We start from the raw sequence: 12,218 nt of genomic DNA, 5'->3' as shown, positions 1-12,218 counted from the left end.
CGGCATGCGTCCGCTCATCACCGCCCTCCTGCTCTTCGTCAGCCTGTCCGCCGCCGCCCAACCGGCGCGGCTGAACGGCAACACGCTGGATGGCCAGCGCTTCAGCCTGGACGCCCTGCGCGGCAAGGTCGTCATGCTGTTCTTCTGGAACACCGACTGCACGCCCTGCATACAGAAGATGCCGGAACTGCGCGCCAACGCGGCGGGCTGGCGCGGCAAGCCTTTTGAGCTGGTGCTGATCAGCACCGACCGCGATCGCGCCAATGCGTTGGCCTATCTGCAGACGCTCAAGGCCATCGAGAAGAACGGCCCGGCGATGCCGGCGTTGTGGTCGGGTGACTTGATCTTCGGCGCGCCATTGGCGGCACCTGCCGCCGTGCCGCTGACCCTTGTCATCGACACCAAAGGGGCCATCGTCGCGCGGCATGCCGGGCGCATCGCGCCCGAGGCCTGGGACGACGTGGCCGGGCTCCTGCCGTAGTCCTGAATGATTTCGGGCCGAGCGCCGGGCCGCCCCTAGCCGGCCCGGCGGGCGATGTGCTCGCGGCTCGACGCCGCGAGCATCGCCGTCCCCTCGGGGGCTGAGGCCGGACATGGTGAGTCCTGAGGACTCGCCGTGCCTGCCGAAGCGCTGCGGACTCCGGCCGCAGCGTGGTCCCGGTCAGGCTCGCCTGCGTTCAGCAGAGCGAGGCTGGACGAGGGGCTCACGACTTCTTCGGCATCAGCGACAGGAACTCGCGCCGCAGGTTCGGGTCGGTCAGGAAGGCGCCGCGCATGACGCTGTTGGTCATGGCCGCCTCGATGTCCTTGACGCCGCGCCAGTGCATGCAGAAGTGGTCGGCCTCCATGACGACGGCCAGGCCGTCGGGCTTGACGCGGCCCTCCAGCTCATTGGCCAGCATGATGACGGCCTCTTCCTGGATCTGCGGGCGGTTCATGACCCAGTCGGTCAGGCGTACGTACTTGGACAGGCCGATCAGGTTGGAATGCTCGTTGGGCATGATGCCTATCCACACCTTGCCGATGATGGGGCAGAGGTGGTGGGAGCAGGCGCTGCGCACCGTGATGGGCCCGACGATCATCAGCTCGTTGAGGCGGCTGATGTTGGGGAACTCGGTCACCGTGGGCGCCTGGACATAGCGGCCGGCGAAGACCTCGCGCACGAACATCTTGGCGACGCGCTTGGCCGTCTCCTGGGTGTTGTGGTCGCTGTCGGTGTCGATGACCAGGCTCTTCAGCACGTCCTGCATGCGCGCCTGCACCTCGGCCTGCAGCGCGTCCAGCTCACCGGGTTCGACATAGGCGGCGATGTTGTCGTTGGCGTGGTGGCGGCAGCCGGCCGACACGAGGCGGTAGCGGATGCGTTCGGAGACGGGGGCGTCGGCGGCAGGTGCATTCATGGGCGCGGATTCTCGGCCGAAAGCCCACTTCTACACTCCGCCCATGTCCCAAAGCCCCCAATCGGCCGGTCTGAGCGCCCCGCTGCACCGGCTGCTGTCCCAGGCCGCCGACGCGGTGCAGGGCGTGCGCGAGGGCAAGTCCCTGACCGAACTGCTGGCCCGCGTGCCGGCCGACCTGCGCCCCGGCACCCAGGCCCTGGCCTTCACGGCGCTGCGCCGCCTGGGGGGCGCCGAGGCGGCCCGCCAGCAGCTGGCGCCCAAGGCGCCGCCGGCGCGCGTCGACGCGCTGCTGCTGACCGCCCTGGCCCTGCTCTGGCCCGACCCCGATCCCGCCTACACCGACCACACGCTGGTCGACCAGGCCGTCAAGGCCGCCAAGCAGCGCGCGCCCGCCAGCGCGGCCTTCATCAACGCCGTGCTGCGCCGCTTCCTGCGCGAGCGCGAGGCCGTCGTCGTCGCCGCCGAGCGCAGCCCGCTGGGCGCCTTCAACCACCCCGCCTGGTGGGTCGAGAAGCTGCGCCAGGACTGGCCGGCGCAGTGGCAGGCCATCCTGGCCGCCAACAACCGCCCGCCGCCGATGACGCTGCGCGTGCACGCCCAGCGCGCCAGTGCCGCCGAGTACGTCGAGCGCCTGGCCGCCGCCGGCATTGCCGCGCGAGCCCTGGGCGCCCCCACGCCCCAGGCCGTCGTGCTCGACAAGCCCGTGCCCGTGTCGGCCCTGCCCGGGTTTGCCGAGGGCCTGGTGTCGGTGCAGGACGCCGCTGCCCAGCTTGCCGCTCCACTCGTCGTCGGCGCCGGCCTCAAATCCGGCGCCCGGGTGCTGGACGCCTGCTCGGCACCCGGTGGCAAGACGGCCCACCTGCTGGAACTGCAGCCCGACCTCCAGCTCACCGCGCTGGACGCCGACGCCACCCGCCTGACCCGCGTGCAGGACACGCTGAACCGCCTCGGCCAGGCCGCCACGCTGAAGGCCGCCGATGCCCGCCAGACCGCCACCTGGTGGGACGGCCAGCCTTTCGACGCCATCCTGCTCGACGCCCCCTGCAGCGCCTCGGGCATCGTGCGCCGCCACCCCGACGTGCGCTGGCTGCGCCGGCCCGACGACATCACCGCGCTGGCCCGCATCCAGGCCGAGCTGCTGGACGCCCTGTGGCCGCTGCTGGCGCCGGGCGGCCGGCTGGTCTACGCGACCTGTTCCGTCTTCCGCGCCGAGGGCCAGGCCCAGCTCGACGCGTTTTTGCAACGCCAGACTGACGCGAAGTCCCACGCCGTGGCCGGGTTCACGGGGCACCTGCTCCCCCTGGCTGACAATGCCCTGCAACCCTTGCCGCCCTTGGACGGCTTCTTCTACGCCCTGCTGACCAAACCCTGATTTGTTCGCCCGGATCGCCATCGCCGCCTTCTTCGCCGCGCTGCTCGCCCTGACCCCCGGGCCGGCGCAGGCCGAGGGCATAGAGCTGTCCCAGCTGGCCACGCGCCGTGCCGATGACGGCCTGGACCTGAGCTTCACGACTCATTTCGAGCTCAGCCACGCCGCCGAAGACGCGTTGCACAAGGGCGTGCCGCTGTATTTCGTCGTCGAAGCCACCGTGCTGCGCAACCGCTGGTACTGGCGCGACGCCCGCGTCGCCCGCGCCGAGCGCACCTGGCGGCTGGCCTGGCAGTCCCTGACCCGGCAGTACCGCGTCTCCAATGGCGGCCTGCACCAGAGCTTCGCGACGCTGGACGAAGCCCTCACCGTGCTGCGCGGCCAGAGCGCCTGGCGCATCGCCGAGCCCAAGGACATCGAGGACAGCGGCAGCTACTACCTCGAGTTCAGCTACAAGCTCGACGTGACCCAGTTGCCGCGCCCCATGCAGATCGGCCTGCAGTCGGGTTTTGCGCTCAACATCGATCAAAAGCGCAATTTCGCGCCCGATTTCTCCCTTAAATGACGAAGGTTGCGCGTTGGGGCTGGGTCATCACCCTGGTGACCCTCACGGGCGTCATCGGCGTGCTGGCCTTCGTGCTGATCGTCGGCACCACCTCAGAACGCGGCTTCTTCGAGCGCCATTACCACTGGCTCTACTGGGTCAACGTCGGTGTGGCCGCGGTGCTGACCCTGGTCATCCTGACGGCCGCGGTGCGCCTGGTCGTGCGCGTGCGCCAGGGCCGCTTCGGCAGCCGGCTGCTGTTCAAGCTGGCCGCCATCTTTGCGCTGGTGGGCATCGTGCCCGGCGTCATGATCTACGCCGTCTCCTACCAGTTCGTGAACCGCAGCATCGAGAACTGGTTCGACGTCAGGTTGGCCAGCGCGCTGGAGGCCGGCCTCAACCTCGGCCGCGGCACGCTGGACGCCATGGTGGCCGACCTCGGCACCAAGACGCGTGATGCCGCCGACCAGCTTTCCGAGAGCAGCACGCCCCAGCTGATCGGCCTGGAGCGGGTGCGCGACAAGCTCGGCGCCCGCACCGTCGCGCTGGTGGGCGGCAACGGCCAGATCCTGCTGGAAAGCGGCGGCGACACCCGCCAGCTGACGCCCGACCGCCCCAGCGGCACCATGCTGCGCCAGGCCCGTGGCGGCAACGTGGCCAGCCAGCTCGAAGGCCTGGAGGACGAGGCCGCGGCCCTGCAAGGCAGCGCCCAGATCCGCACGCTGGCGCTGCTGCCCAACTCCGAGCTGCGCCTGGGGCTGGGGGAGCGCTACCTGATGGTCATCCAGCGCATCCCGCCCAGCATGCTGACCAATGCGCTGGCGGTGCAGACGGCCAATAGCGAATACCAGCAGCGCTCGCTGGAGCGCGTCGGCTTGCGCCGCATGTACCTCGGCACGCTGACGCTGGTGCTCATTCTGGCCACCTTCGCGGCCTTGCTGCTGGCTGTCACGCTCGGCAACCAGCTCGCGCGGCCGCTGCTGATGCTGGCCGACGGCGTGCGCCAGGTCGCCCTGGGCGACCTCTCCGTGCGCCCGGTGCTCGCCTCGCGCGACGAACTCGGCGGTCTGACGCGCTCCTTCGCCGACATGACCGGCCAGCTCGCCGACGCGCGCGCCCAGGTCTCGCGCACCGTGGCCGAGCTCGACGCCGCCCGCACCCATCTGCAGACCATCCTCGACAACCTGACCGCCGGCGTGCTCGTCATCGACGCCGACGGCAGCCTCGAAACCGTCAACCCCGGCGCGACGCGCATCCTGCGCCTGCCGCTGTCCGCCTACGTGGGCCGGCCGCTGGCCGACGTGCCCGGCCTCGCCGAGTTCGCCGCGTCGCTGGACCAGCGCTTCGAGCAGCACATCGGCCGCGACAGCGGCGAGCGCGACATGGACCGCGAGCTCTGGCAGGACTCCTTCGAGCTCCAGCTCGACCCCAAGCAGGACCCGCTGACCCTGCTGGTGCGCGGCGCGCCGCTGCCGCACGACGCCCGCCTGCTCGTCTTCGATGACATCTCCGAGGTCGTGTCGGCCCAGCGTTCCGCTGCCTGGAGCGAGGTCGCGCGCCGCCTCGCCCACGAGATCAAGAACCCGCTGACGCCCATCCAGCTCTCGGCCGAGCGCATGCAGCACAAGCTCGAAGCCAAGCTCGAAGGCGCCGACCAGGCCATGCTGGTGCGCTCCGTGGCCACCATCGTCAACCAGGTGCAGGCGATGAAGCAGCTCGTCAACGAGTTCCGCGACTACGCCCGCCTGCCCTCCGCGCAGCTGCACCCGCTGGACCTCAACGCCCTCATCCACGAGGTGCTCAGCCTCTACGCCGAGCCGCAGGAGAAAGGCCGCCTGACCGCCGAGATGGCACCCCGCCTGCCGCTCATCAAGGGCGATGCCAGCCAGCTGCGCCAGGTCATCCACAACCTCGTGCAGAACGCGCTGGACGCCGTGCATGACCGCGTCGACGGCCATGTCACCGTGCGCTCCTCGCTGTCGATGAACGACACTGGCACGCCCCGCTCGGTGCGCCTGCACATCATCGACAACGGCCCCGGCTTTGCCGAGAAAGTGCTCAAGCGCGCCTTCGAACCCTATGTGACGACCAAGGCCAAAGGCACCGGCCTGGGCCTGGCCGTCGTGAAGAAAATTGCCGATGAACACGGCGCCCGGATCTCCTTGCGCAACCTGCATCCGGCTTCCGATGCGGGTTCTCCCCTTGAAAGCGGACAGGAGGCTGTCGTGATCGGGGCGCAAGTTTCGCTATCATTTTCGAATCTGGCGCCTGCCACCGAGCCCGGTGGGCAGGCCGCCAAGACCTAAGGATTCATGGCCACGATTCTTGTTGTCGACGACGAGCTGGGCATTCGTGCTCTGCTGTCCGAAATCCTCAGCGACGAGGGACACACCATTGAGCTTGCCGAGAACGCCACTCAGGCGCGGGCAGTGCGTGAACGCATGCGCCCGGATCTCGTGCTGCTCGACATCTGGATGCCCGACGTCGACGGCGTGACGCTGCTCAAGGAATGGGGCAGCGCCGGCCTGCTCACCATGCCCGTCATCATGATGAGCGGCCACGGCACCATCGACACGGCGGTGGAGGCGACCAAGTTCGGCGCCATCGCCTTCCTCGAGAAGCCCATCACGCTGCAGAAGCTGCTGCGCGCCGTCGAGCAGGCGCTGGTCAAGACGGCCCCGCCGCGCCCCGCGCCCGCCGTCGCCGGCCTGCCCAGCTATGCCCGCCCCGAGATGAACCCCGGGCTGCAGGCGGCGCCGGCCAGCCTCGCCGGCAACAGCCACATGCCCGGCAACTCGCTGGCGTCCGAGCAGAGCTTCGAGCTCGACCGGCCTCTGCGCGAGGCTCGCGACGCCTTCGAGAAGAGCTACTTCGAGTTCCACCTCGCCAAGGAAAACGGCTCCATGACCCGCGTCGCCGAAAAGACCGGCCTGGAGCGCACCCACCTCTACCGCAAGCTCAAGCAACTGGGCGTCGACCTGAGCCGCAACAAGCGCGGCAGCGGCGCCTGAGCCAAAAACGCTGTGCTATAGTCATGGACTTCGCTGAGCGGCGCTAGCCGTTCACGAACAGATCAAGGCCTGGTAGCTCAGTTGGTAGAGCAGCGGATTGAAAATCCGCGTGTCGGTGGTTCGATTCCGCCCCAGGCCACCAGACAAGAACGGCACCCTTCGGGGTGCCGTTTGCGTTTGGGGGTTTGGGGCGGATGAGAACCACCGAGTGGTTCGCTCAAGGCAGTCCAGTGGACTGCCTTGGACGTGGCGCCAGCCACGGGCCGGAGCGCTTTGCGCGCAGGCCGAGGGATCGGTCCGACCGATCCCGAGCATTCCGCCCCTGGTGCCCAGACGCCAACCTCTGCGCAGGTCCGCCCATGGACCTTCGGCAACTCCAGATCCCGTGGGTTGAGTGCTCTATCAAGGACCCACCCATGGCCGCTGCAAACACCCCCATGCACGACGAACTGCTGGCGCTCGTCGCCAAGACCCTCTGCACCCGCACGCTGAACCTCTTTGCGCAAGAGTCCCGGTTGGATGGCGAGAGCCTGAAGGACGCCGTCGAGCGCTACGAAGTCGACTACGCCTGGCATGTCCTGGGCTCAGCCCGCATGCGCGACGAGACCTTGGCGCTGCTGGAGGCCAAGCTCAAGCAGCCGGCCACCGACGCGCAAAAGACCTGCGTGGCTGAAGTCCTGAAGGCCGTTGCCGCGGGCCAGTCTTCCGAACTGCTGATGAGCTTTGACAACGACGTGCCCGAACAATTGGCAGCGATGCTGTGCGCTCGGCATGAGCACAGGACGCATGCCGAAGTTGAAGCGGCGAGCTGAACGGGCCCACCTCGCCCCAACAGCTGAAATCATCGGCGCACCATGGGTGCCTGGCAGGCCCGGCGAGCAAGGCCAGCCGTGATTCACTCACTCCGGAAACCCCGCCTCCTTGTAGCGCCGCGCAACCCCCAGCAGCAGGCCCTGCAATTCCTCCTGGCTGTACCACCGCCCGCCCGCCATCACCCCCAGCGGCTGGCGCAGCGTCGCCAAGCCGTCCAGCGGATTGCCCGCACTCAGCACCAGGTCGGCGCGCGATCCAGGCACCACGGTGCCGAAACGCGTCTGAGCCGGAAAAGCTCGGGACACCATCTCGCCCGGCGCGCGTGACGCGACGGCGAGGACCTGCTGGCGCGACAGGCCAGCCGCGACGAGGCGGTCCATGTCATCGTGCAGGGAAAAGCCCGGTGCCATGCCCGGTATCGAAGGCGCGTCGGTGCCCGTGATCAGCGGCACGCCGGCGTCGCTCAGAGCCTTGACGAAGCGCGCGAGGAAGGCGAGACGCTTGTCGAGGCTGCCCGTGCGGCTGTCATAGCCTGCGAGCTTCCAGCCGATGCGATCCTGCGGCGAGACGTAACGCGATTCGGGCGCCCTCAGATACGACTCCACGACGGCCGGCTTGCCCCATTGGCGGGCTATTGCCCCGTAGGTGGCGAGGTCGGCGGTGACAAAGGCCTGGCTGCGCTTGACCATCTCGACGACCGCAGGGATCTGCGCGTCGTCGGGCGCGGCGTTGTCGTCCTTGGACGTGTCGATGTCGAAGACGGTGTAGAGGAACTCCTCGGCGTGCGCCACCATGAGCTGGCCCGCGGCGAGCTGCTTGCGCAGGCCCACGCGGGTGACGCCGTGGCCCACGATGGGCAGCCCTTGCAGCCGGGTCTCGTCCACAAGGGCGCTGAACACTTCGGGCGTGAGGTCGTTGTAGACCTTGATGAAGTCGTGGCCATTGGTCTTGGCCAGACGCACGGACGCGCGCACCTCGTCGGGCGTGGTGACCACGAAGCTGCCATAGCTCGGGGTGCCGTCGATGCGAAAGGCCGTGTAGACGTGCGGCGAGGGGATCTCGGCGCGATTGGCTCGCACCTTGGTGCGGCCAACGAAGCCGTTCGAGGCCTCGCCCATATTGAGCACCGAGGTCACGCCATGGGCCAGGTAGACGGCCATGTCGGCGCGCGTGTCGGAGTGCACGTGCATGTCCGCAAGGCCGGGCGACAGATAAGCCGTGCCATGGCCGTCGATGACCGTTGCGCCCGCAGGGAGGGCGACATCCTTGCCGACGGCCTGGATGCGCCCATCGACGATGAGGACGGTCTGGTCGGGCAGGACACCGTCGGTCGCGAGGGGCACGACATTGACGTGGACGAAGGCGATGGGCGGCGCGGCCTGTGCAAAGCTGGCCAGCGTGGCGAGGCAGAACGCGAGGGTGGCGATGAGATGACGCATGGTCGAGGAGACGGGCGTGGTGCGCGGTGTGGAATGCGGTGAGAAACGATGCTAGCCAGGGCTGCCACAACCACAACGGCGGCGCGACACCGTGCGGGATTCGGGGCCCGAAATGCGGCCTCAAAGCCGTCGGAGTGGCGATGGGCCCCGATCCACAGCGCGCCGTCGCACGGCTCGGTGCGCCCGATCTTCAGCGCGTCGAGTTGCCTTCGCCACGGCACGCGGTTCGGTCAGGCATTGACCTTGCCGCAGGCGGCCCGCCATTGCGTGGGCGCGAGTCCGGTCTTGCGCTGGTAGAAGCGCGTGAAATAGGCCGCATCGGCAAAGCCCAGGTGATCGGCGATCTGCTTCACGTTCATCGTCGTGTAGGCCAGCTCCCGCTGCGCTTCCAGCAGCAGCCGGGCGTGCAGCACGGCCACCGAGGAGCAGCCCAGCGTCGACTGACAGACGCGATTCAGCTGCGTGGGCGTGATGCCGATCTCCGCCGCCAGCACCGATACCGCCGGCTGCTGCCGGTAGCGCTCCTCGATCAGCGCGCGGTAGCGCTGGACATGCTGCAGGCTGCGCGCCCCTTGCGGCGAAGCCGCATCGGCCGGTGCCGTCAGGCAGCGTCCCAAAGTCACCAGCAACCGGATCAGGGCGCTGTCGACGCTCAGTGACCGCCAGTCCTGCGCATCGCCGAACTCCTCGCGCAGCGACCGCATGGCGGCCGCGACCAGTGCAGCCTGAGCGGCGTCGAGCTGCTGGACGCGCGGCTGCGAAAGCCGCTGCTCCAGCACCGGCTCCTCGGCCAGCAACTTCGTCAGATGCTGGGCCAGCACGGTGACGACATGGCCACGCAGATTCGGCTCGAAGTGAAAGCCGTGCACCACCAGCGGTGGAACGAGCAACACGCCAGGCCCCTTCAGCTGCTGGTCGCTGCCGTCCAAGCTCACCACGACCCGGCCCTTCTCGATCCAGAAGAGCTGATACAGCAGCTCGTGCCGATGCGGGCGAATCTCCCACTCGTGCAGCCGGCTGCGCTCCGCGATGGATTCGCAGTGCAACCAGTCCACGTCCATCGCGCGGCCATGCTCGCCGTAGATGGAATAGGTCGGAAGCGGGGATTTCATCGCGAACGAGGGGGTGGCGATGTTCGAAATATGCAAGTCTATGCCTGCTCAGTGCATTGAGCCCGGAGGCCGCGAACCCTTAATCTTCGGGCGATCAGGAGGCAGACCATGAGAACTCAGGTTGCCATCGTCGGCGCCGGCCCGGCAGGGCTGCTTTTGGGGCAGTTGCTGAGCGCTTCGGGCATCGACAGCGTCATCGTCGAGCAGCGGAGCGCCGACCACGTCCTGGGCCGCATTCGGGCAGGTGTGTTGGAGCCCATCACGGTCAGCCTGCTGGAAGCCTGTGGCGCCGCCGGGCGCTTGCACCGCGAAGGCCTGCCGCATCACGGCTTCGAGCTGTGCACGGGCGGCAGTTGCCATCGCATCGATCTGCAGGCGCTGACCGGCAAGCATGTGACGGTCTACGGGCAGACCGAGGTCACGCGCGACCTGATGCAGGCGCGCGCCGACGCCGGCCGGCCCACGATCTACGAAGCTGAAGAGGTGCAGGTGCTGGATCTGGAATCCGACGAGCCCCGCGTGCAATACCGCGTCCAAGGCGAGCTGCGCGAGATCGAGTGCGACTTCATCGCCGGTTGCGACGGCTATCACGGCGTCTGCCGGGCCAGCATCCCGGCGGAGAAGCTGCGCACCTTCGAGCGCGTCTATCCGTTTGGCTGGCTGGGCGTCCTTGCCGACGTCCCGCCGGTGGCCCACGAGCTGATCTATGTCCGGCACGAGCGCGGCTTTGCGCTGTGCAGCCAGCGCAGCCTGACGCGCAGCCGCTACTACGTGCAGGTGCCCAGCACCGATCGCGCTGAAGCCTGGTCGGACGATGCCTTCTGGGCCGAACTCAAGCGCCGCCTGCCGGTCGAGACGGCCGCCGCGCTGAGGTGCGGCCCCGCCATCGAGAAGAGCATCGCGCCGCTGCGCAGCTTCGTCGCCGAGCCCATGCGCTGCGGCCGCATGTTCCTGGCCGGCGACGCGGCGCACATCGTGCCGCCGACGGGAGCCAAGGGCCTCAACCTGGCCGCCTCCGACGTCGGCTACCTGTGGCAGGCGCTGTGCGATTTTTACAAGGGCGACGTGGCCGGTGTCGAGGCTTACTCCGCCCGTTGCCTGCAGCGGGTCTGGAAGGCCGAACGCTTCTCCTGGTGGATGACCGGGCTGCTGCACAAATTCCCCGACCACAGCCCTTTCGACGTCCGCATGCAGGAGTCCGAGCTGGACTACCTGCTCGGCTCCGAGGCGGGGCGCAAGTCCATTGCAGAGAACTACGTCGGGCTGCCGACCTGAGCGTCAAGAATCAAACGGAGACATCCATGGAATTTCCCGGCGTCACCGAGGGGACTCACCCCCGCCTGATCTACCCGCCGTACAAATCGACCCGTTCCCGCGGCCCTTCCCAGCCCGCCGTGCGGGTGAGGGCGCCGGCCGTCACCGGTGGCGGCCTTGCGCTGGCGCCGGGCCTGCTGAGGGCTGCCGATGCCGATCTGACGCAGCACGGGCAGTCCGAGCCGCTGGGGGAAAAGATCGTCGTGACCGGTCGCGTGGCCGACGAAGACGGTCGGCCGGTGCGCAACTCGCTGGTCGAGGTCTGGCAGTGCAATGCTGCGGGCCGCTACTGGCACAAGAAGGACCAGCATGCGGCGCCGCTGGACCCCAACTTCTTCGGGTTCGGCAAGCTGCTGACGGACGACACGGGCCGCTACCGCTTCGTCACCATCAAGCCCGGGCCCTATCCCTGGGGCAATCACGACAAGGCCTGGCGTCCGGCACATATCCACTTCTCGCTGTTCGGGAACGTGATGGCGCAACGCCTGGTCACGCAGATGTATTTCCCGAGCGACCCCTTGTTCGACCACGACCCCATCTTCCAGAGCATCGAGGACGCCGCAGCCCGCCAGCGCCTGGTGTCGCGCTTCAGCCTGGACGAGACTGTCGGTGCCCAGATGCTGGGCTATGTGTTCGACATCGTGCTGCGCGGGCGCAACGCCACGCCGTTCGGACTCTGAGGAGCGCCCGATGAGCCAAGTCCCTCCCGCGGCACAGCCGTTGACGCCGTCCCAGACGATCGGCCCCTTTCCTCACGAAGCCTGGCAATGGGCGGTCACTGCCAGTGCCCCGAGCGGCCTGCCGGCACTGTGCATCGAAGGCCGCCTGCTGGACGGCGATGGCGCGCCGGTGAACGATGGCTGGGTGGAAGCCTGGATGCCTGGTGAAGGCTCACCATCAGACGGCATGCCGAGCTTCCGGCGCCTGGCGACCGACGATCAAGGCATGTTCTCGCTGGCACTCGCCAAGCGCCCGCACGCCGGTGAGCCGGCGGCCTACGTCGCCGTGTTCGCGCGGGGACTGGGGCTCCATCAACAAACGGCGGTGTTCCTGGCAGATGACGCGGGCCTCGCGGAGGCGCCGCTGCTGGCGCAGGTGCAGACTGATCGCCGCGCAAGCCTGCTGGCAGTTCCCGCCGGCGAGGGCCGCTACCGCTGGGACATCCGCCTGCAGGGGGATCCGGTGACGGAAACCGTTTTCTTCGACTACTGCTGAG

At 68.5% G+C, this 12,218-nt stretch carries 12 protein-coding genes and 1 tRNA gene; 10 read left to right on the top strand and 3 right to left on the bottom strand.

Annotation, left to right across the window (positions count from 1 at the left end):
* The first annotated feature begins 4 nt into the window (after nucleotides 1-4).
* Nucleotides 5-481, top strand: a complete 477-nt coding sequence (locus tag AC1D2H_RS11690) for a TlpA family protein disulfide reductase (RefSeq protein ID WP_478011045.1) — start codon at nucleotides 5-7, stop codon at nucleotides 479-481.
* 223 nt (nucleotides 482-704) lie between these two features.
* Here the strand turns inward: AC1D2H_RS11690 and folE are convergent, their stop codons facing one another.
* Complete coding sequence (gene folE, locus AC1D2H_RS11685; protein ID WP_477935259.1) at nucleotides 705-1,400, bottom strand: GTP cyclohydrolase I; 696 nt, start codon at nucleotides 1,398-1,400, stop codon at nucleotides 705-707.
* Nucleotides 1,401-1,443: 43 nt separating this feature from the next.
* Here folE and rsmB point away from each other — a divergent pair, with 43 nt between their 5' ends.
* The 6 genes from rsmB to AC1D2H_RS11655 all read left to right on the top strand — a co-directional run bounded on the left by rsmB (nucleotide 1,444) and on the right by AC1D2H_RS11655 (nucleotide 7,136).
* The gene (gene rsmB / locus AC1D2H_RS11680; protein WP_478011044.1) at nucleotides 1,444-2,772 is read left to right on the top strand and encodes a 16S rRNA (cytosine(967)-C(5))-methyltransferase RsmB; all 1,329 of its coding nucleotides are present in this window, start codon (nucleotides 1,444-1,446) and stop codon (nucleotides 2,770-2,772) included.
* 1 nt (nucleotide 2,773) lies between these two features.
* A complete protein-coding gene (locus AC1D2H_RS11675; RefSeq protein WP_477935255.1) occupies nucleotides 2,774-3,334 on the top strand; it encodes a DUF4390 domain-containing protein in 561 nt (186 codons plus the stop codon).
* On the top strand, nucleotides 3,331-5,619 hold the full coding sequence (locus AC1D2H_RS11670) for a sensor histidine kinase (RefSeq protein ID WP_478011043.1): 2,289 nt from the start codon (nucleotides 3,331-3,333) through the stop codon (nucleotides 5,617-5,619). Before AC1D2H_RS11675 ends, AC1D2H_RS11670 begins: the two co-directional genes overlap by 4 nt.
* A 6-nt stretch (nucleotides 5,620-5,625) precedes the next feature.
* Nucleotides 5,626-6,324, top strand: a complete 699-nt coding sequence (locus AC1D2H_RS11665) for a response regulator (protein WP_478011042.1) — start codon at nucleotides 5,626-5,628, stop codon at nucleotides 6,322-6,324.
* Between the two features lie 66 nt (nucleotides 6,325-6,390).
* Nucleotides 6,391-6,466 (top strand) — tRNA-Phe (locus tag AC1D2H_RS11660).
* A 274-nt stretch (nucleotides 6,467-6,740) separates the two neighbouring features.
* Nucleotides 6,741-7,136 carry a hypothetical protein gene (locus AC1D2H_RS11655; protein ID WP_478011041.1) on the top strand — a complete coding sequence of 132 codons (396 nt, stop codon included), beginning with the start codon at nucleotides 6,741-6,743 and terminating at the stop codon, nucleotides 7,134-7,136.
* Between the two features lie 87 nt (nucleotides 7,137-7,223).
* On the opposite strand, the gene AC1D2H_RS11650 is transcribed toward AC1D2H_RS11655, so the two are convergent.
* A complete protein-coding gene (locus AC1D2H_RS11650) occupies nucleotides 7,224-8,576 on the bottom strand; it encodes an amidohydrolase family protein (RefSeq protein WP_478011040.1) in 1,353 nt (450 codons plus the stop codon).
* Between the two features lie 230 nt (nucleotides 8,577-8,806).
* Nucleotides 8,807-9,688: a helix-turn-helix domain-containing protein gene (locus tag AC1D2H_RS11645; RefSeq protein ID WP_477932138.1), complete on the bottom strand. Its 882-nt coding sequence runs from the start codon at nucleotides 9,686-9,688 to the stop codon at nucleotides 8,807-8,809.
* Between the two features lie 108 nt (nucleotides 9,689-9,796).
* Here AC1D2H_RS11645 and pobA point away from each other — a divergent pair, with 108 nt between their 5' ends.
* From pobA to AC1D2H_RS11630, 3 genes are read left to right on the top strand one after another with little or no spacing between them, the layout of a single operon-like run.
* Nucleotides 9,797-10,963 (top strand): 4-hydroxybenzoate 3-monooxygenase, encoded by a 1,167-nt coding sequence (gene pobA / locus AC1D2H_RS11640; RefSeq protein WP_477932136.1) that lies wholly within the window; start codon nucleotides 9,797-9,799, stop codon nucleotides 10,961-10,963.
* A gap of 26 nt (nucleotides 10,964-10,989) precedes the next feature.
* Nucleotides 10,990-11,682 carry a protocatechuate 3,4-dioxygenase subunit beta gene (gene pcaH, locus AC1D2H_RS11635; RefSeq protein ID WP_477932134.1) on the top strand — a complete coding sequence of 231 codons (693 nt, stop codon included), beginning with the start codon at nucleotides 10,990-10,992 and terminating at the stop codon, nucleotides 11,680-11,682.
* 40 nt (nucleotides 11,683-11,722) lie between these two features.
* Nucleotides 11,723-12,217, top strand: coding sequence for a peptidase associated/transthyretin-like domain-containing protein (locus tag AC1D2H_RS11630; RefSeq protein WP_477932132.1), 495 nt, complete (start codon nucleotides 11,723-11,725; stop codon nucleotides 12,215-12,217).
* The last annotated feature ends 1 nt before the right edge of the window (nucleotide 12,218 follow it).

Source organism: Roseateles sp. P1_C1_2, assembly GCF_056406535.1.
This window is presented reverse-complemented; position numbering and strand designations above follow the sequence as displayed.

Bases quoted from the DNA above. Each gene is read 5' to 3' on its own strand.
- pcaH (WP_477932134.1), top strand. From the start codon at position 10,990: ATGGAATTTCCCGGCGTCACCGAGGGGACTCACCCCCGCCTGATCTAC.
- folE (WP_477935259.1), bottom strand. From the start codon at position 1,400: ATGAATGCACCTGCCGCCGACGCCCCCGTCTCCGAACGCATCCGCTAC.
- AC1D2H_RS11665 (WP_478011042.1), top strand. From the start codon at position 5,626: ATGGCCACGATTCTTGTTGTCGACGACGAGCTGGGCATTCGTGCTCTG.
- rsmB (WP_478011044.1), top strand. From the start codon at position 1,444: ATGTCCCAAAGCCCCCAATCGGCCGGTCTGAGCGCCCCGCTGCACCGG.
- AC1D2H_RS11655 (WP_478011041.1), top strand. From the start codon at position 6,741: ATGGCCGCTGCAAACACCCCCATGCACGACGAACTGCTGGCGCTCGTC.
- pobA (WP_477932136.1), top strand. From the start codon at position 9,797: ATGAGAACTCAGGTTGCCATCGTCGGCGCCGGCCCGGCAGGGCTGCTT.
- AC1D2H_RS11690 (WP_478011045.1), top strand. From the start codon at position 5: ATGCGTCCGCTCATCACCGCCCTCCTGCTCTTCGTCAGCCTGTCCGCC.
- AC1D2H_RS11645 (WP_477932138.1), bottom strand. From the start codon at position 9,688: ATGAAATCCCCGCTTCCGACCTATTCCATCTACGGCGAGCATGGCCGC.
- AC1D2H_RS11670 (WP_478011043.1), top strand. From the start codon at position 3,331: ATGACGAAGGTTGCGCGTTGGGGCTGGGTCATCACCCTGGTGACCCTC.
- AC1D2H_RS11650 (WP_478011040.1), bottom strand. From the start codon at position 8,576: ATGCGTCATCTCATCGCCACCCTCGCGTTCTGCCTCGCCACGCTGGCC.